The sequence below is a fragment of the Donghicola sp. XS_ASV15 genome (assembly GCF_041224595.1).
In the GTDB taxonomy this organism is placed as follows: domain Bacteria; phylum Pseudomonadota; class Alphaproteobacteria; order Rhodobacterales; family Rhodobacteraceae; genus Donghicola.
The window spans coordinates 197,215-219,895 of record NZ_JBGFGN010000129.1 but is presented as its reverse complement, the minus strand read 5'-3'; the positions used below and the strand labels follow the sequence as shown (position 1 = coordinate 219,895).

Sequence of the window (22,681 nt, the reverse complement as noted above, 5' to 3'; positions counted from 1 at the left end):
ACGCGGTCGCAGGCAACTGGAGTTGCTTGTTAGGGTTTAGTTGGTCCGGCCTTCCATTTCGGCACGGATTTGCTGGCGCAGCACGTCGATCGGAATTATCTGGCCATCACGCTTGAAGTGCCAGTAGGTCCAGCCGTTGCAGCTGGGGGCACCTTCGTAATGTGCGCCGACCTGATGGATCGAGCCCTTGAAATCCTTGCCGACCAGTGTGCCATCCGCGCGGACAATCGCCTTGAAACGGTTACCGGTTGAATACAGCTCATCGCCGGGCTGGAGCATGCCACGTTCAACCAACTGGCCAAAGGGGACACGGGGGGCTGCGCGCTTCGACGTCGACACCTCGAGGGCGGTCTTGTCGTAGGGTTTGACTTGGGCAATGCGCTCTTCGGCGATGGCGCGATAGCTTTCTTCGCGCTCGATCCCGATGAAGTCGCGTCCCAGCATCTTGGCCACAGCGCCGGTGGTGCCGGTGCCAAAGAAGGGGTCCAGAACCACGTCGCCCGGGTTGGTGCTTCCAACGATGACGCGGTGTAGCAGGCTCTGGGGCTTCTGGGTCGGGTGGGCTTTGTTGCCCTCCTCGTCTTTTAGGCGTTCGTGGCCGGTGCAAATGGGCAGGACCCAGTCGCTGCGCATCTGGACACCTTCGTTCAGGGCCTTCAGAGCCTCATAGTTAAAGGTGTACTTCGCGCCTTCTGACTTGGACGCCCAAATCATAGTTTCGTGGGCGTTGGTCAGACGCTTGCCGCGGAAGTTGGGCATGGGGTTGGACTTGCGCCAAACCACGTCGTTCAGGATCCAGTAACCAGTGTTCTGGAGCGCCGCACCAACGCGGAAAATGTTGTGATAGCTGCCAATGACCCAGATAGCGCCATTCGGCTTGAGCAGACGGCGGGCCGCGGCCAGCCAGCCACGGGTAAACTCGTCATATGCTGCAAAGCTGTCGAATTGATCCCAGTGATCATCCACAGCGTCGACCTTGGAATTATCCGGACGGTTCAACTCGCCGCGCAATTGCAAATTGTACGGGGGATCCGCAAAGATCAGGTCAACGCTGTTTTCAGGAAGCGAGTTCATCAACTCGATGCAGTCACCGCCCAAAATAGCGTTCCTTGGGAGCGCGCACTGCGCGTCCTGCTTGGAATTCTTTGTCATTTTTTGTCTGCCTCTAACACCGGCGCTTGCTGCGCTCTAGTTGTGGATAAAAATGTGGGAAACCCGGCAGAAGGTCAATTTCTTTTTTGAATCAGGAAGTTAAGTTTTTGCCTTGATACAAGATGTTGTGGATAGGCTTAAAGGTACGCCTATGGTGCTCTGTTGCGCCCAAAAGCGTAAGTGCATCCATGTGGGCCTTGGATCCGTAGCCTGCATTCTTCTCCCAGCCGTAGCCCGGGAATTGCTCTGCAAGGTCGCGCATGATGCCATCACGATGCTCTTTTGCGATGATCGAGGCCGCCGCGATGGACACCGAGCGGCTGTCCCCTTTGACGATGCATTCAGAGAAACCATTGAGTTCAGGGGGGATTTTATTGCCATCTATCAACAGGTGCGCGGGCTGAACGGGCAAGGCCTCGACCGCGCGGCGCATGGCAAGGAAGCTGGCCTGCAAAATGTTGATCTGATCGATCTCTTCGACCGAGGCGATTCCGATCCCGTACTGCGCCTTCTCCAGAATCACGTCGAGAATCGCAGCGCGGCGCTTCGCGGTCAGCTTCTTAGAATCGTTCAGACCCTCTGGAATATCGTCAGGGTTCAGAATCACAGCAGCGGCGACCACAGGTCCGGCAAGCGGGCCACGGCCCACTTCGTCCACTCCCGCCACTGGGGATAAACCGCGCGCCATGGCGGCGCGTTCGAAAGAATCGTCGGGGAAGGTTTTCTCTGTCATGGCTGCATGTGGCCCCTGCCTCATAACTCCCGCAACCACAAAAAAGGCGGACCCGAAGGCCCGCCAGTTGCGGTATCACGTGGCTGGAGGGGGCTCAGCGACGCGACAGCGCGACCCCACGATTGCTGAGACAACGGGGGTCGTATCCCAAGATGTTCGTGCGATCTTCGGTACGTACGCGGCGGACACACTCGTTGGGCAGATCGCGCATCCGCACTTTTGCGGAGGCCAGACAGTGCATCCCGTACATCGCAACATCTTTGCCCTGACGGGTATCGTAGATTTTCAGACAGCGGCGCGGCAAACCGTAGCTGGCCTGAGGCGCAGGCCGAGGAGCAGGTGGCTGGATATGGTTCCAGTGATTTGGCTTGCTGTGTCCTTGGGACGGTCGACCGCCACCATGGGTCTGCACATGCATGTAGCGATCACGCTCGTCCTTAAAACGGTCTTTGTAATGCTCTGCCCGTTGCTCGGCTTCGCTGGCGCGGTTGGCGTTGTTCACCGCCAGAGCAATGCCAGCCAACGCGGCGATTCCCGCCAAAGCTCGGATGGCATCATTGTTTTCTGCAGCCTGAACCGGTTGCGTCGCGCCCCCGACAAACATTGCGGTAGCAAGGGTCAGAGTAGTCAGGGCTTTGCTGATCTTTTTCATTCTCGGATCTCCGTAAGGGCCAGCGGGTGTGTTTGATGCACCCACCGTCATCGGAAATCCGAAAGTCGAGCAATATCAGCCGATTGCTATGGGATAACCGCGCTAGAACCTGCGATTGTTATTGCATATCACCAGGGGCATCAGGCATTTTTGAGCCATGAAACACATCATCTTTGCCCTCGGGCTCTTGGTGGTGGCAGCGCCTGCTCAGGCGGCCTGTTACGCCGATTACAAGGCCAAGAAGGACTCCCCCCTGCGGCTCGCGTATGGGGTGACCCAAGTATCTGGCGCGTGCTCGAAAAAGAGCGCGGCAAGCGCACTTCGGCCGAAGCTGGCAGCGGATGGCTGGACCTTGCTGAATATCGTTGGCACCTTCGACGAGTCTGGACTGGAACAACGCAAAGGTGCGGCGGGTGACTTCTTCCTTCGTTACTAAAGGAAACCGGATCGTCTGGATCGGGTTCGCGGTGGTGATCGCGATCCTCGGTGTGGCTGCCGCGTTCCTAATCCTGAGCCTGCCCGACGCAAACGCCTTTAACGCGCAGGTCGAACGGATTTTCGTAGAGAATGACACCCTGACAGGCCGCGCCGACCTGAAGCTGCTGGAAATTCTGGCACAGTCGGGCACAGCCTTTTCCGACACGCTCGCCAGCTACCGGATGGTGATCTTTGTGCTGTTGGTCTTTTCCTGCGCGATGCTGCTATCCGCGCTGGTGTTTCTGTTGCTGCTGACGACCTTGGGCCGCCGCATGGCCCAGATCGAACGATCGGGCATTCAGGTGCGGTCCCTGGTGATCCAACGGAACGAGAACATGGTTTACCTGAACGACATGGGCTTCAAACTGACGCCCGCCGCGATCGAAACCCTGTCCGTTCTGGCCGAAGCGCGGATGGACGATGACATCCTATCCGGCTCTGAAATCGAAGGCATGATCAGCGGAAAGGCCTCAGCCGACTGCGAAGAGGCCGCAGGCGCCACCAGAATCAAACGCCTCCGCGACGCCTTAGGCAACCAGATGGTCAGCGAACTGCTCGTCCGGAGCATTGCGCGGCGCGGCTATATGCTGTCGGTGGCGAAAGACGCGATTGATGTGCGGTAGGCTGCATCGCATCCAACGCTTCGCACCACGGCCAGATCAGAAAAATGCCTGAAGCCCCGTCTGTGACCTGCCCAAAATCAGCGCGTGCACGTCGTGGGTGCCTTCGTAGGTGTTCACCGTTTCTAAGTTAATCATATGACGGATCACTTGGAATTCGCCGCTAATCCCGTTGCCGCCGTGCATGTCGCGGGCGTGACGGGCGATTTCTAGCGCTTTGCCGCAATTGTTGCGTTTGATCAGGCTTATCATCTCGGGGGCTGCTTTGGCGTCGTCCATCAGTCGCCCCACCTGCAAAGCGGCCTGTAGACCCAAGGTGATCTCGGTCTGCATGTCCGCCAGCTTTTTCTGGAACAACTGTGTCTGCGCGATGGGACGGTTGAACTGCTTGCGATCCAGACCGTACTGGCGCGCAGCGTGCCAGCAGAACTCGGCGGCCCCCATGACACCCCAAGCGATTCCGTAGCGCGCACGGTTCAGACAGCCGAAGGGGCCTTTCAGACCTTCGACATTTGGCAGCAGGGCATCTTCGCCAACCTCGACCCCGTCCAGCACGATCTCGCCTGTCACGCTGGCCCGCAGAGACAGCTTGTTGCCGATTTTGGGCGCTGACAGGCCAGCCATCCCTTTTTCCAGAACAAAGCCTTTGATCTTGCCCCCATGCGCATCGGATTTCGCCCACACGACAAAGACATCCGCGATCGGGCTGTTCGAGATCCACATCTTGGCCCCTGTCAATCGATAGCCATTGTCTGTTTTTTCAGCACGGGTTTTCATTCCCGCCGGATCACTGCCAGCATCCGGCTCGGTCAGGCCAAAGCACCCGATCAAATCGCCGCTGCACAACCCCGGCAGGTATTTCTGCCGCTGCTCTTCGGTGCCATAGGCGTAGATCGGATAGATGACCAAGGACGATTGCACACTCATCATGCTGCGGTAGCCAGAGTCCACCCTCTCTACCTCTCGGGCGATCAGGCCGTAGGACACATAGGAAGCACCGAGCCCGCCATACTCTTCTGGCAGTGTCGCACCGAGCAGGCCGGCATCCCCCATTTCCTTGAAGATCGCAGGCTCGACCCGCTCTTCTTCAAAGGCGGCGACGACTCGTGGTTGTAGCTTGTCCTGCGCGAACGCATGGGCCCCCTCTTGCAGCATCCGCTCTTCTTCGGACAGTTGCGTAGACAACAACAGAGGATCAGCCCAGTCGAACGCCCCAAGGTCGGGACGGTCTTTGGCTTTAAGACTGGGGATCTGGGCCATGGTGCTTCTCCACTTGAATTGAACATTTGTTCGAAAAGGGAGCACAGGGCAACAGATCTGTCCAGAGGACAGATTCTCCGCCTAGAGTGACGAGCGCCTCGAAAACACCTGCACCGAATTGCCCTGCTTGGACAACGGCGACACATGCAACCCCTGCGCCGCGAGGACCGAGACCACATGTTCGCACCCTTCGGTCCCGTAAACCTTTGGATGTAGTTCCATAATAACGGTCTCGACCCCGCTAAGATCGACGTTGTCAAACAGGCCCAATTCGCCGCCTTCAATGTCACAAACGAGCAGAGTCGGTGAAATCTCTGCAAGCAAAGACCGAAGGGAAATCGAAGGGACCATTGCGACCCGATCGAATGGACCGGCCTCTTTGTCCATGGAGGAGCTCCAGAAATCAGACCGGATGTAGAACGGCACTTCGCTTGCAGCAGAAGACGTCACAACGAAATTTCGAACCTCCACCAGCCCCGAAACAGGGTTCAGTCGATGCGTTTCTTCGATCATCGAAATCATCTCGGGGTTCGCCTCAATGGCAACAACCCGAGAGATTGAGGGGATTTTCGCAATGACTGTAGAGCACAAACCAACCCGACCACCGAGTTCAAGAACCCGGTCATCGGCCTGCAACACGGCGCGTAGCGCCCTGACCTCATCATGCTCGTAGTAATTGTTCCGCATACAGCGCTCGATCACCGGTGTGATGATCTTTGGATCGAATGGGACCTTAAGACCCAAGGTTTCGATGACGTCTCGAAATTCCATTCAGGCCATCCTTTGTAAAGACAATCGCTGCATAAAACATGGCGACCCCGACAGGGTTCGAACCTGTAACCTGCCCCTTAGGAGGGGGCTGCTCTATCCAGTTGAGCCACGGGGCCACGCGGCCCTCTTGTGGCCAAAAGCACTCTATAGCGCAAGCCTAATGGTTCGCTCTGGACACGCGGGTCGGTTGAGGGAAAGATGAAGTGATACAATAGACGGAACGGCCATGACCAACACCCCGACACGCCCGCTTACCCTGCGTGATGTTTCCGAAGCTTCAGGCGTCTCCGAAATGACAGTCAGCCGCGTTCTGCGAAATCGTGGTGACGTGTCCGAAGCGACCCGAGAGCGCGTCCTCAAGGCAGCCCGAGAATTGGGCTATGTGCCAAACAAGATTGCAGGCGCACTAGCCAGTCAGCGTGTGAACCTGGTCGGGGTTGTCATACCCAGTCTGTCAAACATGGTCTTCCCGAATGTGATGACGGGAATCAACGAAGTGCTTAGCGCAACCGACCTGCAGCCCGTCGTCGGTGTGACCGATTACAACCCGGAAACCGAAGAGCGCGTTCTTTATGAAATGCTGTCATGGCGCCCCTCTGGCGTCATCATCGCGGGCCTCGAGCATTCTGATGCAGCACGGGCCATGATGGTCGCAGCTGGTATTCCGATGGTCGAGATCATGGACGTCGATGGCAAATGCGTCGACAGCATGGTGGGTATTTCGCACCGCCGCGCCGGCCGTGAAATGGCGCAGGCAATTATTAAGCAGGGATATCAAAGGATCGGTTTCCTTGGCACCAAAATGCCCATGGACCATCGCGCGCGCAAACGCTTCGAAGGCTTTACCGAGGCGTTGGCCAAAGCTGGAATCGAAATCGCAGATCAGGAGTTCTACTCGGGTGGATCTGCTCTGTTGAAAGGACGCGAACTGACCCAGCAGTTGCTGGAACGGACTCCGGACCTCGACTTCATCTACTACTCCAATGACATGATTGGTGCAGGTGGGATGCTTTGGTTGCTGGAACAGGGCATTGATATCCCCGGTCAGATCGGTTTGGCCGGTTTCAACGGTGTCGAACTGTTGGATGGCCTGCCGCGCCAGCTGGCAACTATGGATGCCTGCCGCAAAGACATTGGTCGAAAGGCTGCCGAAATTATCGCCGCGCGCAATGACCCCGACTCTCCAGATCCAGATAGAATCGTCGAATTGACGCCGCGCATTTCCTTTGGCGATACCCTGAAGCGCTACTAATCCACCAGCGGTTGCCGTTAACGTCAAGTAACGTAACGTAAACTTACGATTTTTGCATCTTAGGTATTATAGACTTAGGACAGTTGATTGGGTACAACCATCCCAACGACAGCGTGTTTGGCTGTCGAGTATGAGTTCCATGGTAAATGGTATCGAGTGCTCGGTTAAAGAAGCAAGAGCGGCTTCAGTGATATACGGGAATGGCCTGACGCGATGCGTCGGGTCATTTTCATTTCAGACATCTCCTTCTCTTTCAAACAGCCCGTGACTTTGATCGGCAAAGCGCAGATCATCCCGCCCAGGAATGACGTCGGCCTTTGAGATCAAAGCATTCCATCGCCATGGTGTGTTAGGTCGATGCAAAAATCTTGCCAAACAGGGGGGTCATTGATGTCCGATACAAATCTGATTAGCGCTGACGACATCCGCAGCCGATTTTCCGCTGCAATGTCAGAAATGTACCGCACCGAGGTGCCCGCATATGGCACTTTGATGGACATCGTCGCAAAAGTGAATGATCAGGTACTGGACGTGGATCGCACTCTTCGAGGCGATCTGGAAAGCACCGACCAATTGGCGCGTATCTCCGAAGAGCGCCATGGGGCGATCCGCCTTGGCACCCCCTCAGAGCTGGCGACCATGCGGCGTCTTTTTGCTGTCATGGGCATGCAGCCGGTCGGATACTATGATCTGACCGAGGCTGGGGTGCCGGTACACTCGACGGCCTTTCGCCCCGTGGGCGATGCAGCCCTACGCCGGAACCCATTTCGCGTCTTCACTTCGCTTTTGCGACTCGACCTAATCGAGGACAAATCCCTCCGTGATATGGCGCAGTCTGTGCTGGATGCCCGCCAGATTTACACGAGCGGCTGCCTCGAGATGATTGAACTGGCCGAAAAGCAGGGTGGGTTAACCGATCTGCAGGCCGATCGCTTCATCGCAGAGGCACTCGAGACATTCCGCTGGCACCCCGAAGCCAACGTGAGCGCGGACCTTTACAAGCAACTGCACGATGCACATCGCTTGATTGCAGATGTGGTGTCCTTCCGTGGACCGCACATCAACCACCTGACGCCCCGAACGCTGGATATTGATCGTGTCCAAGACTTGATGCCCGAGTACGGCATCACCCCCAAAGCTGTGGTCGAAGGCCCCCCGCGCCGCGACTGCCCGATTTTGCTGCGCCAAACCAGCTTCAAAGCTCTGTCCGAAGCGGTCAGTTTCGCAGGGATCAAGGGCTCACACACAGCTCGGTTCGGCGAGATCGAAGCGCGCGGTCAGGCACTCACTCCCAAGGGCCGCGCCCTCTACGATCAGTTGCTGACCGCGGCTCGGGCCAAGTGCCTGCCTGCTGCTCATGGCTCAAACGCGGCTGAATATGTGTCGGCACTTGCCGCGGCTTTCGCAGATTTTCCTGATAACTTGACTGACATTCGTAAAGACGGCCTTGGCTATTTCGAATGGACCTTAACCGACAAAGGTGCAGAATCAGCGGGCCAAGTCTCCGACACTGATCCCGATGCCTTGCTGGCAGCAGGCTACCTGCGGATCGACCCCATCGTTTACGAAGATTTCTTGCCCGTCAGCGCAGCCGGCATCTTCCAGTCGAACCTCGGCGACGGGTCCGCGCAAGAGTTCACCGCCAGCCCCAACCAACAGCGGTTCGAAACCGACCTCGGAGCCAGCGTTTTGAACGAATTCGAGCACTACCAAGAGATTGAAGACGCCTCGCGCATCCGCTGCATTTCCATCCTAACTGCAGGCGCTGCCGCGGCAGAGTGACTCGGCCCATTGGCCCGACCAAACGGCACAAAAGAAGAGAATTAGAATGACCCTTGCCACCGCTGCTACAGAGATTCTGTCGAAACTCGGCGTAGACGAAGCCGCCTATACAGGCGGCACGCTCGCCAGCTACAGCCCAGTCACGGGCGAGCAGACCGGCAGCCTGCCCGAAGCCACGACCGACAGCACCAACGCTGCGATCGCAATCGCCAAACAAGCGTTCAAGGCATGGCGGATGACGCCCGCGCCACAACGCGGTGAACTGGTCCGCCTGTTCGGCGAGGAACTGCGCGCCGCCAAAGAGGACCTTGGCCGTCTGGTCTCCATTGAAGCTGGAAAGATCCCGTCCGAGGGCCTTGGTGAAGTGCAAGAGATGATCGACATCTGCGATTTTGCAGTTGGTCTGTCGCGCCAGCTCTACGGCCTGACCATCGCCACAGAGCGCCCTGGCCACCGCATGATGGAACAGTGGCACCCTCTGGGTGTGGTCGGTGTCATCTCTGCCTTTAACTTCCCCGTGGCGGTCTGGTCATGGAATACAGCTCTGGCGCTGGTCTGTGGCAATTCCGTTGTCTGGAAACCGTCAGAAAAATCGCCTCTGACAGCGCTGGCCTGTACTGCCATTCTACAGCGTGCCATCACTCGCTTTGGTGACGCACCCGAAGGTCTAGCCCAAGTCCTGATCGGCGGCGCGGACGTGGGGAACACTCTGGTCGAGAGCCCCGACGTTGCCTTGGTTTCTGCCACCGGCTCGACCCGCATGGGCCGTATCGTCGCGCCGAAAGTCGCCGCGCGTTTCGGGCGTTGCATTCTAGAGCTTGGTGGGAACAACGGCGGGATCGTCTGCCCTTCGGCTGATCTGGACATGACACTGCGGGCCGTCGCATTCGGCGCGATGGGCACCGCGGGCCAACGCTGCACCACCCAGCGCCGCCTGTTCGTCCATGCGGACGTTTACGATGACCTCGTCCCCGGCCTGATCAAAGCCTACGAATCGGTCAGCGTTGGCAACCCGCTGGAAACCGACTCGCTGGTTGGTCCGCTGATCGACAAAGCGGCCTTCGACAATATGGAAAAGGCTCTGGCCGACGCCAAGACTGCTGGCGGCACCGTGCACGGCGGGGGACGTGTCGAGACGGGCGCGGAAAATGCCTACTACGCGCGCCCTGCGATTGTCGAAATGCCCTCTCAGTGCGGCCCGATGTTGGAAGAAACCTTTGCGCCGATTCTCTACATCGTGAAGTACACCGACTTTGAAGAAGCCATTGAGGCGCACAACGCCGTCGCGGCGGGTCTGTCGTCCAGCATCTTCACCACCGACCTGCGGGAATCGGAACTGTTCCTGTCGGCGGCTGGCAGCGATTGCGGCATTGCCAACGTGAACATCGGCACATCTGGTGCCGAGATTGGCGGAGCCTTTGGCGGCGAAAAGGAAACCGGCGGGGGCCGCGAGTCCGGCTCTGACGCGTGGAAGGGATACATGCGCCGCGCCACAAACACGATCAACTACTCGCGCGCGTTGCCGCTCGCGCAGGGCGTCAAGTTCGACATCTGATCACACAAGAGGGCGTCTGCGGGCGCTCTTTTCATTCTCTCACGCCAATGAAGCGCTCAGAATCGATGTCCGACGAGACACAGAAGAACTACGTATGTCTTGGTAAGTGGTGAGCCGTGTAGGATTCGAACCTACGACCCACTGATTAAAAGTCAGTTGCTCTACCAACTGAGCTAACGGCCCACTTGAGGCGTTCCTCTAAGGGGTCGCAGCTGGACGGTCAATAGAAGAATCCGAAAAAGCTGACTCTTTTTCCACCGCACCCGACACGAATGTCGCGACGCACTGAACCCGTTGCAAGCAACGGAAAAACAGCGGTTTTTTGGAGTAAGTGGTGAGCCGTGTAGGATTCGAACCTACGACCCACTGATTAAAAGTCAGTTGCTCTACCAACTGAGCTAACGGCCCACTTAGGGGGCCTCCTCTATGGGTTTGCGGGACAGCGGTCAATAGAGAATTGCAAACTTTTTGTGTCACCCGCTGGATTCATCTGGATGGCAGGCGTATATGCCCCGCCATGCAGACACAGACCGCCTCTTCCGGCCTGCCCTTCATGAAAATGCACGGGCTAGGCAACGACTTTGTAGTGATCAATGGAACCGACGTCCCTGGGGGGCTGTCGGATTCGCTGGTTTCCGCGATTGCCCACCGCAACACGGGCGTCGGTTTCGACCAGCTGGCCGTGATCGAGGAATCGGATCGCGCCGACGCGCGTCTGGTCTTTTATAATGCCGATGGCTCTCTGTCGGCGACCTGCGGAAATGCCACTCGCTGCATCGCGCGCCATCTGATGGATACCCGCGGCGTGGATCGCTTGGTGCTAGAGACCGAACGCGGCCTCTTGCCCTGCGAGGATGCAGGCAACGGCCTGACCCGCGTGAACATGGGCGCGCCGCTGCTGGCGTGGAACGAAGTGCCCATTGCGCAGAACATCGACACTTTGCACTTGCCCATCGACGGCGACCCCGTCGCGACCGGCATGGGCAACCCGCACTGCACATTCTTTGTCGATGATGCCGAGGCTGTGGACCTGAGCACCTTTGGCCCTGCCCACGAACATCATCCGATTTTCCCAGAGCGCACGAATGTTCAGGTCGCGCACCTGATCGGCCCTGACCACCTGCGGATGCGGGTATGGGAGCGTGGCACCGGCATCACCATGGCGTCCGGTTCGTCCAGCTGTGCGACCGCCGTCGCTGCTGCCCGCCGAGGCATCACCGGCCGCAGAGTCCGTATCAGCCTCGAGATTGGCGATCTGGTCATCGACTGGCGCGACGACGGCGTCTGGATGGAGGGGCCGACCGCCCATGTGTTCAGCGGCACCTTTACCCCGGCATTCCTAGAGGCTCACAATGGTTGATGTGCCCAAGTTCACCACCCTGGGCTGTCGTCTGAACGCCTACGAAACCCACGCGATGGAAGAACTGAGCCATCAGGCCGGCCTGTCCAACGCGCATGTGGTGAACACCTGTGCCGTCACCTCCGAGGCTGTGCGCAAGGCCCGTCAGGAAATCCGCCGCATCCGCCGCGAGAACCCCGACGCCAAGATCATCGTAACCGGCTGCGCCGCGCAGACCGAGCCAGAGACCTTTGCCGAGATGGAAGAGGTCGACCACATCATCGGCAACACTGAAAAGATGCAGGCCGAGACGTGGCAAGGTTTGGCCAAAGGACCGAATTTCATCGGCGAGACCGAGCGCGTGCAGGTGGATGACATCATGTCCGTCACCGAAACCGCTGGCCACCTGATCGACGGCTTCGGTACCCGCAGCCGTGCCTATGTGCAGGTCCAGAACGGTTGCGATCACCGTTGTACCTTCTGCATTATCCCCTTTGGTCGCGGCAATTCGCGGTCTGTGCCTGCGGGCGTCGTCGTGGACCAGATCAAACGTCTGGTTCAGCGCGGCTATAACGAAGTCGTTCTAACTGGCGTGGACCTGACCAGTTGGGGCGCGGATCTGCCCGCCACCCCGAAACTGGGGGATTTGGTGCTGCGCATCCTGAAACTGGTGCCCGACCTGCCGCGCCTGCGAATCTCTTCGATTGATTCCATCGAGGTGGACGAAGCGCTGATGCAGGCCATCGCGACAGAACCACGCCTGATGCCCCACCTGCATCTGTCTCTGCAGCACGGCGACGACCTGATCCTAAAGCGTATGAAGCGCCGCCACCTGCGCGACGACGCCATCCGCTTTGCCGAAGAGGCGATCAAGCTGCGCCCCGAAATGACTTTTGGCGCAGACATTATTGCGGGATTCCCCACGGAAACCGACGCGCACTTTGAAAACTCGCTAAAGCTGGTGGACGAGTGTCACCTGACTTGGCTGCACGTCTTCCCCTACTCGCCCCGCCCCGGCACTCCTGCCGCGCGAATGCCGCAAGTGAACGGCAAAGCGATCAAAGACCGAGCCGCGCGCCTGCGGGATGCCGGCGAGCGCCGCGTACAAATGCATCTTTCGTCGCAAGTCGGACGGGACCATTCGATTTTGCTGGAAAATCCCCGCATGGGTCGAACCGAGCAATTTACCGAAGTTCTATTCGACACTGATCAGCCCGAAAGCCAGATCGTCCGCGCGAAGATCCAAGGTATCTCTGGCGGGCAGCTGCTGGCCTAACCCGCACGGAAAACTTGGATTTTTCGTCAGAATCAGTTGGCCTGCAATACCGAAGATATTGCCTAAATCAGGGGCAAAACTGATTCTCAGCGCATGGCCATTGAATGCTGTGGCACACCGATTAGATGTGGTGTTCTGACGCATTACTGTTGATTTGCGGCGACTCGGACCATTTTACCGACTGTCATGCTGCAGATGCGCTCGAATGTCCGCTGGACGGATGCAAACCCTCTCGTTAAATAGCGCGTGATGACAAGGGCTGCGGCAATCCGTGGCCCAAATCTGTATCGGTTCGGCTTTGCTCTGGCATTCTTTGGAGTTCGGTCGACAAGAGAATGGAGAAACCTCGTGTCCCACGCAGAAGATCACGAAGGCACCCGCAGAGATTTCCTCTACTACGCCACAGCTGGCGCAGGTGCGGTGACTGCAGGTGCCGCAATTTGGCCCCTCGTCAATCAGATGAACCCCTCGGCAGACGTGAAAGCGCTGTCGTCGATCCGTGTGGACGTGAGCGCACTGGAAGTCGGATCGCAGATGACCGTGCTGTGGCAGGGTAAGCCTGTCTTCATCCGTCGTCGTACCGAAGCCGAGATCGAAGCAGCCCGCGCCGTTGATCTGGATGACCTGATCGATCCCGTTGCACGCAACGCAAACGACGCTGGCGAGGTTCCCGCGACCGACGCAAACCGCGCAATGGACGAAAACGGCGAATGGCTGGTTCAGATGGGTGTCTGCACCCACCTCGGCTGTGTGCCTCTGGGTGACGGCGCAGGTGACTTTGGCGGCTGGTTCTGCCCCTGCCACGGTTCGCACTACGACACCGCTGGCCGCATCCGCAAAGGCCCCGCGCCCGAAAACCTGCACATCCCCGTTGCCGAGTTCGTGGACGATGCCACGATCAAGCTGGGTTAAGGGAGAGGAGATTTAACTATGTCGGGTATCCCACACGACCATTACGAGCCAAAGTCCGGCTTTACCAAAGCGGTCAACAGCCGTCTGCCGATCATCGGCCTGCTGTATGACACTCTGATGATCCCCACCCCCAAGAACCTGAACTGGATGTGGATCTGGGGCATCATCCTGACCTTCTGTCTGGCTCTGCAGATCATTACCGGCGTTGTTCTGGTGATGCACTACACCCCCCACGTCGACATGGCATTCGCTTCGATCGAGCACATCATGCGCGACGTGAACGGCGGCCACTTTATCCGCTACCTGCACATGAACGGCGCATCGCTGTTCTTTGTTGCTGTTTACCTGCACATCTTCCGTGGTCTGTTCTACGGCTCGTACAAGGCGCCCCGTGAAATCACATGGATCATCGGTATGCTGATCTACCTGCTGATGATGGGCACCGCGTTCATGGGCTACGTTCTGCCTTGGGGCCAGATGTCGTTCCACGGTACCGCAGTGATCACCGGCCTGTTCGGCGCAATCCCCTTCATCGGCGAAGCGATCCAGACATGGCTGCTGGGTGCATCGGCTGTTGGTCAGCCCGCGCTGAACCGCTTCTTCTCGCTGCACTACCTGCTGCCCTTCCTGATCGCAGGCCTGGTTGTCGTCCACATTTGGGCCTTCCACTCGACCGGCAACAACAACCCCACTGGTGTTGAAGTTCGCCGCACATCGAAAGCCGAAGCAGAAAAAGACACCCTGCCCTTCTGGCCCTATTTCGTGATCAAGGACCTGTTCGCTCTGGCAGTTGTTCTGGCCGTGTTCTTTGCAGTTGTTGGCTTCATGCCCAACTACCTTGGCCACCCCGACAACTACATCGAAGCAAACGCTCTGGCGACGCCCTCGCACATCGTTCCCGAATGGTACTTCCTGCCCTTCTACGCGATCCTGCGTGCGTTTGACTCGGAAGTCTGGGTTGTTCAGTTCGCAAGCTGGATCTCGTTCGGCATCATCGACGCAAAGTTCTTTGGTGTTCTGGCGATGTTCGGTGCGATCGCTGTCATGGCGCTGGCGCCTTGGCTGGACACCTCGAGCGTTCGTTCGGGCCGCTATCGCCCTGCCTTCAAATGGTGGTTCCGCCTGCTCTGCGTCGACTTCATGGTTCTGATGTGGGCTGGTGCAATGCCCGCCGAAGGTATCTACCCCTACATCTCGCTGCTGGGTGCGACCTACTGGTTCGCTTATTTCCTAGTAGTTCTGCCGCTGCTTGGCATCTTCGAGAAGCCCGAGACTCCGGTCGCGACCATCGAAGACGACTTCAAAGCGCATTACGGCAAGTCGGCTGACGCCACCCCTGCCGAGTAAGAAAGGTGACCCAAATGATTAGGAAACTGACCCTTACTGCGATCGCTGCTCTCGGCCTGTCGGCCGGGGGTGCGCTGGCAGCAGGCGGCGAAGCCCACGTTCACGACTTCGACTTCTCGTTCGAAGGTCCGTTCGGCGCGTACGACCAGAACCAGCTGCAGCGCGGCCTGAAAATCTACACCGAGGTTTGCTCGGCGTGTCACGGTCTGCAGTATGTTTCGATCCGTACCCTTGGTGACGAATCCGGTCCCGGCATGCCCGAAGACCAAGTTCGTGCCTACGCGTCGAACATCGAAATCTACGACAACAGCATCGAAGATTACCGCCCTGCCACTCCTGCGGACAAATTCCCTGCAGTGACTTCGGCAGACGCACCTGACCTGTCGCTGATGGCCAAAGGCCGCGCTGGCTTCCACGGCCCTCTGGGTCTGGGGATTAACCAGATCGTCAAGGGCATGGGTGGCGCCGAATACATCGCGTCGCTGCTGGACGGTTACGAAGAAGCCCCTGAATGTGCCCCCGAGGACTTCACCGGCTACTACAACACCGTCTTCACCGCAGGCGGCTACCCCGAGCAGTGTCTGGACGAAGACGGCAACCACACCGTCCCTGGCAGCTGGATCGGTATGGCGCCGCCCCTCTATGGCGAAGATGTTGAGTTTGACGACGGTCACTCGAACGATCTGCACCACGAAGTTCAGGACGTTGCCGCGTTCCTGATGTGGACCGCAGAACCCAAGATGATGCAGCGCAAGACCGCAGGTCTGACCGGTGTGATCTTCCTCGCGGTTCTGGCAGTTCTACTGTACCTGACCAACAAGCGCATCTGGGCCCCCATCAAGTACGGCCGCAAAGACGACTAATCGTCTGATGCACGAATTAAAGAGCCCCGTCAGAGCAATCTGGCGGGGCTTTTTCTTTGGGTACCATCAGCCCACGAAAAAGGCCGGCGCTCTCGCACCGGCCTTTTCAAACAATCATTAGGGAATGGATCAGTCTTCCATCGCCTTGATCATGTCGACACGCAGTCCGTGACGGCCGCCTTCGAACTCAGTCGACAAGAACGCGTCGACAATCTCTAGCGCCAGCCCTTGGCCAACCACGCGCGCGCCCATCGACAGGATTTGCGCGTCATTGTGCGCGCGGATCATCTTGGCCGAAAAGGTCTCGTTGCAGACACCGCAGCGGATGCCCTTGACCTTGTTCGCAGCCATCATGATGCCCTGACCGGTGCCGCACAGGATAATTCCGAGGTCACAATCACCCGAAGCAATCTTCTGCGCCGCTGCCTCACCCATCGAGGGGTAGTGCACGCTATCCGGCGTGGTCGGACCGATGTCTACGGCCTCGTACCCTTGCTCTTCGATGTGCTTTGCTATGGCCTGACGCAGCTCGATCGCGGCGTGGTCGCTGGACAGGACGATACGTTTCTTGGCGGTCATGGGCAGATCTCTCGCTCGAATGGGTGTGGCACGGATGAACTCCATCCGACGCTCATCCTCTCCATTAGGCGGATTGATCGGTTTTGGCAAATCTCGGCCGTGCCCTTGTGGCATAGAGGGATAGGCCACCGCTCGCCCCAAGAAGCGTCCACTGGGGCAATTCCAACAGGCCCACCAGACCATCTTGCCAGACCCCTACTGCAACGAAGATCGCAGCACTCCCCATCCACAGCCACGCCACCGGACGCGCCATTGCGCCGCCCCGCCAGAATGCCCAGGCAGAGACGACTAAAAACAGGCTCACCATATGCCAGCAGGCATGTAGCGTCCCCAATACAGGCGCGGGCAAATCCATCGTGAGCATCGGCATCAGAGTGTCAAAGGTGCCGACAAATATGTGCAATACGGCGGTGAAAGCGGCCAAAACAGCGGCAATTCTGAGCAGCATGAAACAGTTCCTGAAAATGCCCCTAGGGGTAATGCACTCGTGATCGCCGCCCTATGCGCCAAACTGTCCGATCACTGCCCCAGATACTGCCGCAGTGCCTCGTCAGGGTTGTCAAAGACCTCTGCCGTCGGGCGCGGCGCTTGTGCAATCCCGTTGTCGACGACCACAATCGCATCCGCAAACCTACGAGCATCTTCGGGATCATGAGTGACCATCAAAACTGTTGCACCAGCCTCAGTCGCAATCTGTTTCACCAGCGCCAACATCTCTAGACGCAAGCCCGGCCCCAACGCGGCAAATGGCTCATCCAACAGCCACAAAGGACGGTCCTGCAACAGTAGCCGCGCAAGAGCCACTCGGCTCTGCTGGCCCCCCGACAACTGCCCGGGCTTGCGACCCTCGAGCCCCTGCAAACCCACGCGCCCCAAAGCCTGCTCCACCACTGACTGCTGCGCAGCAGTCAGCCTCTTCTGGCTCAGGGCCAGGCCAACATTCTGCGCTGCCGTTAAGTGGGGAAACAGGTTCTGATCCTGAAATAGCATCGCATTCGGGCGCTTTCCGGGGGGCAAACCATCCAATGCCTCCCCCTGCCAGAGGACCCGCCCATTCGCCGACACAAAGCCTGACACAGCCCCCAGCAAGGTTGATTTCCCCCCACCCGAGGGGCCAATGATGGCCAGCTGGCACCCAGTGGGTACGCTCCAATCAGCGCTCAGATGAAAATCATCTTGTACGATAACCAGCTGCTCAAGTGTCAGCATTCACGCGGCCTCCTCGGTCGAAAGTCCAGAACAGCCCGAAGCTTAGGACCAGCAGCAACAGCGCAGCACCCGCCGCCTGCTCCATCCGATAGGCCCCCATCAGGCGGTACATCTGCAAAGGCAAGGTGGCGGTATTGGGGTCAGCAAAAAGAGTAATTACCCCCAAATCGCCCATTGCTAATGCCCCCGTCAAACCTGCTGCGAACCCCATCGGGCGACGCAGGCGCGGCAGAACGAGCCACCTCAAGCGCGCCCACCCGCGTAGATCAAGGCTATCAGCAAGCCGTCCATGCTCTGCCTCGATCTGCGCCGCCGCAGGGCGCAGAATGCGCAGAGCGAAGGGCAACGCCATCACAGCATTAACGCCTGCGGTGACAGGCAGCGCCACGTCCCACGGAGCAACGAAAGGGTTGATCATCAGATACAGGCCCGTGCCCAAGACAAGCGGAGAGCTGGCGATACCCAACAGGCCGACCAACTCCACCCATGTCCAACGGGACAACGCGAGCGGCAGCGCCAAGGCCAAGGTCACAACGACCGCCCCGATGGACACCAGCACAGAGTAGAGCGCCGCCTGCCACACCGAAGCCGGCAAACTGAAGAGAGCCCCAGCGCCGCGCAGGGCAATCGCGGCCAATGGCAACAGCAGAAAGAACGCGACCAGCGCAATCCAGAACCCGTCCACAATGCGGCTGCCATCCCAACGCGGAACCACGCGGTCCAATCCGCCAAAGCCAGCCTCAGGCAGCGTCGCCTTCATCGCGATCAACGCCGCACCACCGGCCAGCACCAACTGTACCACTGCCAATTGCGCGGCCTTGCCAATGTCGAAATCAAAGCGGAAGGCCTGATAGATCGCCAACTCGACCGTCGTCGCTTTGGGCCCACCACCCAGGGTCAGCGCCACCGCAAAAGACGACAGACAGATCACGAAAATCACCATCGCCGCCCCCGGCGCAATCCGGCGCAGCATCGGCCATTCGATCAGTCGAAACATCGTCCAAGGACGCAAGTTCATCGTTGCTGCCAGACGGAACCGCTCGGCCGGAATGTCCTGCCAGCCTTGCAGCAGCAATCGCGTCGCCAAGGGCAAGTTGAAAAACACATGGGCCAGCAGCACACCGTGCAGCCCGTAAATCTTGACCGCTGGCAGACCGAACAGCCCCAGCACGTCAGAGAGCCACCCCTGCTGCCCGAACACCGCCAGCAGGCCCAGAATGGCCACGATCACCGGCAGAATGAACGGAGCCCCCAGCAAAGCCACCAGCGCCGCGCGACCGCGAAATCGGCGCCGCGCCAATGCCCGGGCCACGGGCACCGCCAGCCCGACAGACAGCACTGCCGACAGGGCGGCCTGCCACAGGGTAAACCAGACCGCATCCCACGACCGGCCATCCAAAGGGGACAGTCCTCCGGCCCGCCAGATGACGGCGGCCAGAGGCAAGAGCACCGCCGCACCCACAAGCGCGGCGGCAATGAGGGGGATCAGCCCCCGAAGGCGGTCAGCCATTCCTCGAGCGCGGCATCGCGCAGGGCAGCGGCTTCGTCTTCGGAGTAGAAGATCGCCTGATCGGGCATGGGCAGTTCACGGAAGCCCTCGGGCCATTGATCCTGCGGCAGTGCCGACGGGTAGGACCAGTTGGCGGTCGGGATCATCTTTTGGAACTCTTCGCTCAGGACATAGGCCAGGAACTGATCCGCCAGCTCGGGCTGCTCGGTGGTCGCGGTTTTCGCCACAAGCTCGGCCATGAAGTAGTGACCCTCGGGGAAGATCGCAGCCTCTTTGCTCGTGTCGCCCTCGGCGATGATGTGGTAGGCGGGCGATGTGGTGTAGCTCATCACCATGTCGGCTTCACCATCAGTGAACAGACCATAAGATTCGGACCAGCCCTTGGTCACGGTCAGCACTTTGGGCGCCAGCTTAGCCCATGCCTCAGGCGCGTCGTCGCCGTAGATCGACTTGACCCACAGTAGGGTTGCCAGACCAGAAATTGAGCTGCGCGGGTCCTGAAGCACGACTTTAAACGCATCATCGGGGGCGTTCACCAATTCCTCGAACGAGGCAGGCGGGTTCGCCATTTTCTCGTTGTTGTAGACGAACGCGGTGTAGCCCCAGTTGAAGGGGAAGAACGTGTCGTCGTTCCACTCGATCGGCAGGGTCAAACCGGACAGGTCCTGACCATGAGGCGCGAAAAGGCCGCTCTCGCGGGCCTGTTTGCTGACGTCGGTGTTCAGACCGATGACAACGTCCGCGCGGTTGCGTTCGCCTTCCAGCAGCAGGCGGGGCAATACGTCGCCGGCCTGATACTGGACGTCACAGGCGCAAATCGCCTCGAAACCTTGTTCGATGCTGGGACCGGGGCCCCATTCGCTAGTGAAATAGTCGGGGGCATAGATCGTCAGCACGGGCTTGTCCTCGGCGGCTGCCGAGGTGGCTGCGATCAGACCCGTTGCAAATACAAGCGCCTTGTTCATGAGGGCGTCTCCTACTGTTACGGGCGGAGACGGTTTGGACCTGTGAACCAGAAAACCAACCTTCCCTCCGCCGGTCCTAACCGGTTCAGGTTCAACGGGTTCGCGATGACGCATCTCAGGCCGTTTCCGGCCACCCCGAGGTGTCCCAACACCTAGAGCGGCGCAGAGCATGATGCAAGGGCTGCGCTTGCCACTGGCGCAGGCGTCCTTTATCGAACGTCCCCAAGCAACAGGAGCCAGCCCAATGAGCTTGAATACCTTTGGTCACATCTTCCGCGTCACCACTTGGGGTGAGAGCCACGGACCTGCCTTGGGCGCAACAGTGGACGGCGTCCCGCCGAACGTCGAGATTACGCCCGAGATGCTGCAAGTCTGGTTGGACAAGCGAAAACCCGGTCAGAACAAGTTCACCACCCAGCGCCGCGAGCCTGACGAGGTGGAAATTCTGTCGGGCGTCTTCGAGGGCAAGACCACCGGCACGCCGGTCCAGTTGATGATCCGCAACACGGACCAGCGGTCCAAGGACTATGGCGATATCGTCGAAAAGTTCCGCCCCGGACACGCAGACATCACCTATTGGCAGAAGTACGGCATCCGCGATTATCGCGGCGGCGGGCGCTCTTCGGCCCGTGAAACTGCGGCCCGTGTGGCGGCAGGCGGCTTGGCCCGCGCCGCGCTGGACAAGCTGGTCCCCGGCGTCGAGATCAAGGGCTACATGACCCAGATGGGTCCCCACGGTATTGATCGTGCACGGTTCGACTGGGATCAGGTTGAGCAAAACCCCTTCTGGACGCCGGATGCGGTGGCTGCGGATGAGTGGGCCGACTATCTGGACGGTCTGCGCAAGTCAGGCGAAAGCGTTGGCGCTGTGATCGAAGTTGTCGCGCGGGGCGTCCCTGCGGGACTGGGTGCGCCGATCTATGGCAAGCTGGACACCGATCTGGCCGCCGCGATGATGAGCATCAACGCGGTGAAAGCTGTGGAGATTGGCGAAGGCATGGCAGCGGCATCGCTGACCGGTAGCGCCAATGCGGACGAGATTTACATGGGACCGAGTGGGCCGGAGTACAGCTCGAACCACGCGGGCGGAATCTTGGGCGGGATTTCGACGGGTCAGGATGTGGTTGTACGCTTTGCGGTCAAACCGACGTCTTCGATCCTGACGACCCGCAAGACCATCACCAAAGCGGGCGAGCCAGCCGAAATCATCACCAAGGGCCGTCATGACCCCTGCGTTGGTATCCGTGCGGTGCCGGTGGGTGAGGCGATGATGGCGTGTGTGATCCTGGACCACCTGCTGCTGCACCGTGGTCACGTCGGCGAAAACCAAGGTAAAATCGGCTGAGCGCCGGGGCTCTGCCCCGGACCCCGGAGTATTTTGGCAAAGATGAAATTAGGGCGCCCAAGCTGTTACGCGGGGCGCTTTTCTGTTTGCGGGGCCTCTTTGGAGAGTTGGACCGCAAGGATGCCAGCCGCAATGATTGCCACACCGACGATGTCGAGGGGGCCGATGGTTTCGCCAAGCAGAAGCGCGGCGATTGCGACACCAAAGAATGGGTTCAGGAAGTGGAAGGTGGCGGCGCGCACGGCGCCGATTCGCTCGACCAGCCAGAACCAGACGAGGGTCGCCAAAAGTCCCGGAATGAGAGTTGTGTAAAGGAAGGCGAGCGTCAGACGCGGGGTCAGAGTGACGTTGAGGGTGGGAAATTCATAGATCATTGCGAATGGAAGCAGCGCAATCGAACCAACCATCATTTGCAGCCCCACGACCATCAGGCGGTTCCCTCCGCCAGAGGCGACGCGGACCGACAATGTCGCCGCAGACAGGGACGCGACGCCCACAGCACAGAGCAGCAGACCAAAGGGGTCTGCGCCCGCTTGAACTCGCGTTCCCATGATCAGGGCGGCGCCTGCGATGCCTGCGATCAGGCCGATCCAGCCGATCGGGCGGACGGTTTGACCAAAGAACGACACCCCCACCAGCGCCACCCAGAGCGGCATGGTCGAGGCGACAATGGAAGCCAGAGAGGCTTCGACCGTCTGCATGGCGATGAAATTCAGGCCCAAATACAAGGCGTTCTGGCAGAGACCAAAGATCACAGTCGCGCGCCATTGCGCCGCGGACAGCCGGGCGCGCTGCCCAAGCGCATACGCAATCGCAATACCGATCACACCAGACACCAAAAACCTTAGGGACAGGGCCGTCAGTGGGGGCGCTTCGGCGACAATCATCCGCGCTGAGGTAAAGGCCGAGGACCACATCAGTCCAAAGGCCAGTCCGGCCAGCATCGCGCGAATATCCATGGGGTCCCTCCGGGTTGGTCGTCGGCGAACCCTGCCAGAGTGGGCTTCGCCGCGCCAGAGGATGCTGCATCATGTCGGCCATGCGCAACGCGCAATCAGGGGATGCAAAAAGAAAAGGGCCTC

22 protein-coding genes, 3 tRNA genes and 1 riboswitch are annotated in these 22,681 nt (G+C 59.1%); of the genes, 11 read left to right on the top strand and 14 right to left on the bottom strand.

Translation table 11 applies throughout. The features are described 5' to 3' along the window. Nucleotides 1–36 precede the first annotated feature (36 nt). From AB9K37_RS09395 to AB9K37_RS09385, 3 genes are all read right to left on the bottom strand, one after another. Nucleotides 37–1,152: a site-specific DNA-methyltransferase gene (locus tag AB9K37_RS09395; RefSeq protein WP_369837592.1), complete on the bottom strand. Its 1,116-nt coding sequence runs from the start codon at nucleotides 1,150–1,152 to the stop codon at nucleotides 37–39. Between the two features lie 91 nt (nucleotides 1,153–1,243). Next, entirely contained in the window at nucleotides 1,244–1,885 is a 642-nt protein-coding gene (locus AB9K37_RS09390) for a ribonuclease HII (RefSeq protein WP_369837590.1), read from the bottom strand. Between the two features lie 94 nt (nucleotides 1,886–1,979). After that, entirely contained in the window at nucleotides 1,980–2,537 is a 558-nt protein-coding gene (locus AB9K37_RS09385) for a hypothetical protein (protein WP_369837587.1), read from the bottom strand. Nucleotides 2,538–2,694: 157 nt separating this feature from the next. Between AB9K37_RS09385 and AB9K37_RS09380 the strand changes: the two genes are divergently transcribed. Both AB9K37_RS09380 and AB9K37_RS09375 read left to right on the top strand, forming a co-directional pair. Next, complete coding sequence (locus AB9K37_RS09380) at nucleotides 2,695–2,973, top strand: hypothetical protein (protein WP_369837584.1); 279 nt, start codon at nucleotides 2,695–2,697, stop codon at nucleotides 2,971–2,973. Continuing rightward, entirely contained in the window at nucleotides 2,951–3,637 is a 687-nt protein-coding gene (locus AB9K37_RS09375; protein WP_369837581.1) for a transcriptional regulator, read from the top strand. Before AB9K37_RS09380 ends, AB9K37_RS09375 begins: the two co-directional genes overlap by 23 nt. Nucleotides 3,638–3,673: 36 nt before the next feature. On the opposite strand, the gene AB9K37_RS09370 is transcribed toward AB9K37_RS09375, so the two are convergent. From AB9K37_RS09370 to AB9K37_RS09360, 3 genes are all read right to left on the bottom strand, one after another. Next, a complete protein-coding gene (locus tag AB9K37_RS09370; protein WP_369837579.1) occupies nucleotides 3,674–4,894 on the bottom strand; it encodes an acyl-CoA dehydrogenase in 1,221 nt (406 codons plus the stop codon). 81 nt (nucleotides 4,895–4,975) lie between these two features. Then, a complete protein-coding gene (locus AB9K37_RS09365) occupies nucleotides 4,976–5,665 on the bottom strand; it encodes an FkbM family methyltransferase (RefSeq protein ID WP_369837576.1) in 690 nt (229 codons plus the stop codon). 39 nt (nucleotides 5,666–5,704) lie between these two features. Further along, a tRNA-Arg gene (locus AB9K37_RS09360) sits at nucleotides 5,705–5,781 on the bottom strand. 110 nt (nucleotides 5,782–5,891) lie between these two features. Here AB9K37_RS09360 and AB9K37_RS09355 point away from each other — a divergent pair. From AB9K37_RS09355 to AB9K37_RS09345, 3 genes are all read left to right on the top strand, one after another. After that, nucleotides 5,892–6,917 (top strand): LacI family DNA-binding transcriptional regulator, encoded by a 1,026-nt coding sequence (locus AB9K37_RS09355; protein WP_369837573.1) that lies wholly within the window; start codon nucleotides 5,892–5,894, stop codon nucleotides 6,915–6,917. A 390-nt stretch (nucleotides 6,918–7,307) separates the two neighbouring features. Then, complete coding sequence (locus tag AB9K37_RS09350) at nucleotides 7,308–8,699, top strand: VOC family protein (RefSeq protein WP_369837571.1); 1,392 nt, start codon at nucleotides 7,308–7,310, stop codon at nucleotides 8,697–8,699. A gap of 46 nt (nucleotides 8,700–8,745) precedes the next feature. Next, nucleotides 8,746–10,254, top strand: coding sequence for an aldehyde dehydrogenase family protein (locus AB9K37_RS09345; protein WP_369837568.1), 1,509 nt, complete (start codon nucleotides 8,746–8,748; stop codon nucleotides 10,252–10,254). Between the two features lie 107 nt (nucleotides 10,255–10,361). Here AB9K37_RS09345 and AB9K37_RS09340 read toward each other — a convergent pair. Together AB9K37_RS09340 and AB9K37_RS09335 are read right to left on the bottom strand one after the other, a co-directional pair. Beyond that, nucleotides 10,362–10,437, bottom strand: a tRNA-Lys gene (locus AB9K37_RS09340). 149 nt (nucleotides 10,438–10,586) lie between these two features. After that, nucleotides 10,587–10,662 (bottom strand) — tRNA-Lys (locus tag AB9K37_RS09335). A 109-nt stretch (nucleotides 10,663–10,771) separates the two neighbouring features. Between AB9K37_RS09335 and dapF the strand changes: the two genes are divergently transcribed. The 5 genes from dapF to AB9K37_RS09310 all read left to right on the top strand — a co-directional run bounded on the left by dapF (nucleotide 10,772) and on the right by AB9K37_RS09310 (nucleotide 15,991). After that, nucleotides 10,772–11,614 (top strand): diaminopimelate epimerase, encoded by an 843-nt coding sequence (dapF, locus tag AB9K37_RS09330; RefSeq protein ID WP_369837565.1) that lies wholly within the window; start codon nucleotides 10,772–10,774, stop codon nucleotides 11,612–11,614. Next, nucleotides 11,607–12,869, top strand: coding sequence for a tRNA (N(6)-L-threonylcarbamoyladenosine(37)-C(2))-methylthiotransferase MtaB (gene mtaB, locus AB9K37_RS09325; protein ID WP_369837563.1), 1,263 nt, complete (start codon nucleotides 11,607–11,609; stop codon nucleotides 12,867–12,869). The genes dapF and mtaB overlap by 8 nt, the downstream gene beginning before the upstream one ends. Nucleotides 12,870–13,217: 348 nt before the next feature. Next, on the top strand, nucleotides 13,218–13,781 hold the full coding sequence (gene petA, locus AB9K37_RS09320) for a ubiquinol-cytochrome c reductase iron-sulfur subunit (RefSeq protein ID WP_369837560.1): 564 nt from the start codon (nucleotides 13,218–13,220) through the stop codon (nucleotides 13,779–13,781). An 18-nt stretch (nucleotides 13,782–13,799) separates the two neighbouring features. Beyond that, the gene (locus tag AB9K37_RS09315) at nucleotides 13,800–15,128 is read left to right on the top strand and encodes a cytochrome bc complex cytochrome b subunit (protein WP_369837557.1); all 1,329 of its coding nucleotides are present in this window, start codon (nucleotides 13,800–13,802) and stop codon (nucleotides 15,126–15,128) included. Nucleotides 15,129–15,142: 14 nt separating this feature from the next. Beyond that, nucleotides 15,143–15,991: a cytochrome c1 gene (locus tag AB9K37_RS09310; RefSeq protein WP_369837555.1), complete on the top strand. Its 849-nt coding sequence runs from the start codon at nucleotides 15,143–15,145 to the stop codon at nucleotides 15,989–15,991. 129 nt (nucleotides 15,992–16,120) lie between these two features. Here the strand turns inward: AB9K37_RS09310 and rpiB are convergent, their stop codons facing one another. From rpiB to AB9K37_RS09285, 5 genes are all read right to left on the bottom strand, one after another. Next, on the bottom strand, nucleotides 16,121–16,570 hold the full coding sequence (gene rpiB, locus AB9K37_RS09305; RefSeq protein ID WP_303967289.1) for a ribose 5-phosphate isomerase B: 450 nt from the start codon (nucleotides 16,568–16,570) through the stop codon (nucleotides 16,121–16,123). Nucleotides 16,571–16,634: 64 nt separating this feature from the next. After that, complete coding sequence (locus AB9K37_RS09300) at nucleotides 16,635–17,018, bottom strand: hypothetical protein (RefSeq protein WP_369837551.1); 384 nt, start codon at nucleotides 17,016–17,018, stop codon at nucleotides 16,635–16,637. 71 nt (nucleotides 17,019–17,089) lie between these two features. Further along, a complete protein-coding gene (locus AB9K37_RS09295; protein ID WP_369837549.1) occupies nucleotides 17,090–17,779 on the bottom strand; it encodes an ATP-binding cassette domain-containing protein in 690 nt (229 codons plus the stop codon). Further along, nucleotides 17,766–19,289: a thiamine/thiamine pyrophosphate ABC transporter permease ThiP gene (locus AB9K37_RS09290; protein ID WP_369837546.1), complete on the bottom strand. Its 1,524-nt coding sequence runs from the start codon at nucleotides 19,287–19,289 to the stop codon at nucleotides 17,766–17,768. Before AB9K37_RS09290 ends, AB9K37_RS09295 begins: the two co-directional genes overlap by 14 nt. Then, nucleotides 19,265–20,254 (bottom strand): thiamine ABC transporter substrate binding subunit, encoded by a 990-nt coding sequence (locus AB9K37_RS09285; RefSeq protein WP_369837543.1) that lies wholly within the window; start codon nucleotides 20,252–20,254, stop codon nucleotides 19,265–19,267. The genes AB9K37_RS09290 and AB9K37_RS09285 overlap by 25 nt, the downstream gene beginning before the upstream one ends. 45 nt (nucleotides 20,255–20,299) lie before the next feature. Then, nucleotides 20,300–20,402: riboswitch (TPP riboswitch) on the bottom strand. A 96-nt stretch (nucleotides 20,403–20,498) separates the two neighbouring features. Here AB9K37_RS09285 and aroC point away from each other — a divergent pair. Continuing rightward, nucleotides 20,499–21,599, top strand: coding sequence for a chorismate synthase (gene aroC / locus AB9K37_RS09280; RefSeq protein WP_369837541.1), 1,101 nt, complete (start codon nucleotides 20,499–20,501; stop codon nucleotides 21,597–21,599). 65 nt (nucleotides 21,600–21,664) lie between these two features. Here aroC and AB9K37_RS09275 read toward each other — a convergent pair whose 3' ends face one another. Beyond that, nucleotides 21,665–22,558, bottom strand: coding sequence for a DMT family transporter (locus tag AB9K37_RS09275; protein ID WP_369837538.1), 894 nt, complete (start codon nucleotides 22,556–22,558; stop codon nucleotides 21,665–21,667). Between the last annotated feature and the right edge of the window lie 123 nt (nucleotides 22,559–22,681).

What these genes read in the sequence shown, in the direction of transcription:
- AB9K37_RS09380 (WP_369837584.1), top strand. Translation starts at nt 2,695, where the DNA reads ATGAAACACATCATCTTTGCCCTCGGGCTCTTGGTGGTGGCAGCGCCT.
- AB9K37_RS09395 (WP_369837592.1), bottom strand. Translation starts at nt 1,152, where the DNA reads ATGACAAAGAATTCCAAGCAGGACGCGCAGTGCGCGCTCCCAAGGAAC.
- dapF (WP_369837565.1), top strand. Translation starts at nt 10,772, where the DNA reads ATGCAGACACAGACCGCCTCTTCCGGCCTGCCCTTCATGAAAATGCAC.
- AB9K37_RS09285 (WP_369837543.1), bottom strand. Translation starts at nt 20,254, where the DNA reads ATGAACAAGGCGCTTGTATTTGCAACGGGTCTGATCGCAGCCACCTCG.
- AB9K37_RS09365 (WP_369837576.1), bottom strand. Translation starts at nt 5,665, where the DNA reads ATGGAATTTCGAGACGTCATCGAAACCTTGGGTCTTAAGGTCCCATTC.
- AB9K37_RS09310 (WP_369837555.1), top strand. Translation starts at nt 15,143, where the DNA reads ATGATTAGGAAACTGACCCTTACTGCGATCGCTGCTCTCGGCCTGTCG.
- AB9K37_RS09300 (WP_369837551.1), bottom strand. Translation starts at nt 17,018, where the DNA reads ATGCTGCTCAGAATTGCCGCTGTTTTGGCCGCTTTCACCGCCGTATTG.
- AB9K37_RS09345 (WP_369837568.1), top strand. Translation starts at nt 8,746, where the DNA reads ATGACCCTTGCCACCGCTGCTACAGAGATTCTGTCGAAACTCGGCGTA.
- AB9K37_RS09290 (WP_369837546.1), bottom strand. Translation starts at nt 19,289, where the DNA reads ATGGCTGACCGCCTTCGGGGGCTGATCCCCCTCATTGCCGCCGCGCTT.
- AB9K37_RS09295 (WP_369837549.1), bottom strand. Translation starts at nt 17,779, where the DNA reads ATGCTGACACTTGAGCAGCTGGTTATCGTACAAGATGATTTTCATCTG.
- mtaB (WP_369837563.1), top strand. Translation starts at nt 11,607, where the DNA reads ATGGTTGATGTGCCCAAGTTCACCACCCTGGGCTGTCGTCTGAACGCC.
- AB9K37_RS09390 (WP_369837590.1), bottom strand. Translation starts at nt 1,885, where the DNA reads ATGACAGAGAAAACCTTCCCCGACGATTCTTTCGAACGCGCCGCCATG.
- AB9K37_RS09275 (WP_369837538.1), bottom strand. Translation starts at nt 22,558, where the DNA reads ATGGATATTCGCGCGATGCTGGCCGGACTGGCCTTTGGACTGATGTGG.
- AB9K37_RS09355 (WP_369837573.1), top strand. Translation starts at nt 5,892, where the DNA reads ATGACCAACACCCCGACACGCCCGCTTACCCTGCGTGATGTTTCCGAA.
- AB9K37_RS09385 (WP_369837587.1), bottom strand. Translation starts at nt 2,537, where the DNA reads ATGAAAAAGATCAGCAAAGCCCTGACTACTCTGACCCTTGCTACCGCA.
- rpiB (WP_303967289.1), bottom strand. Translation starts at nt 16,570, where the DNA reads ATGACCGCCAAGAAACGTATCGTCCTGTCCAGCGACCACGCCGCGATC.
- AB9K37_RS09370 (WP_369837579.1), bottom strand. Translation starts at nt 4,894, where the DNA reads ATGGCCCAGATCCCCAGTCTTAAAGCCAAAGACCGTCCCGACCTTGGG.
- AB9K37_RS09350 (WP_369837571.1), top strand. Translation starts at nt 7,308, where the DNA reads ATGTCCGATACAAATCTGATTAGCGCTGACGACATCCGCAGCCGATTT.
- aroC (WP_369837541.1), top strand. Translation starts at nt 20,499, where the DNA reads ATGAGCTTGAATACCTTTGGTCACATCTTCCGCGTCACCACTTGGGGT.
- AB9K37_RS09315 (WP_369837557.1), top strand. Translation starts at nt 13,800, where the DNA reads ATGTCGGGTATCCCACACGACCATTACGAGCCAAAGTCCGGCTTTACC.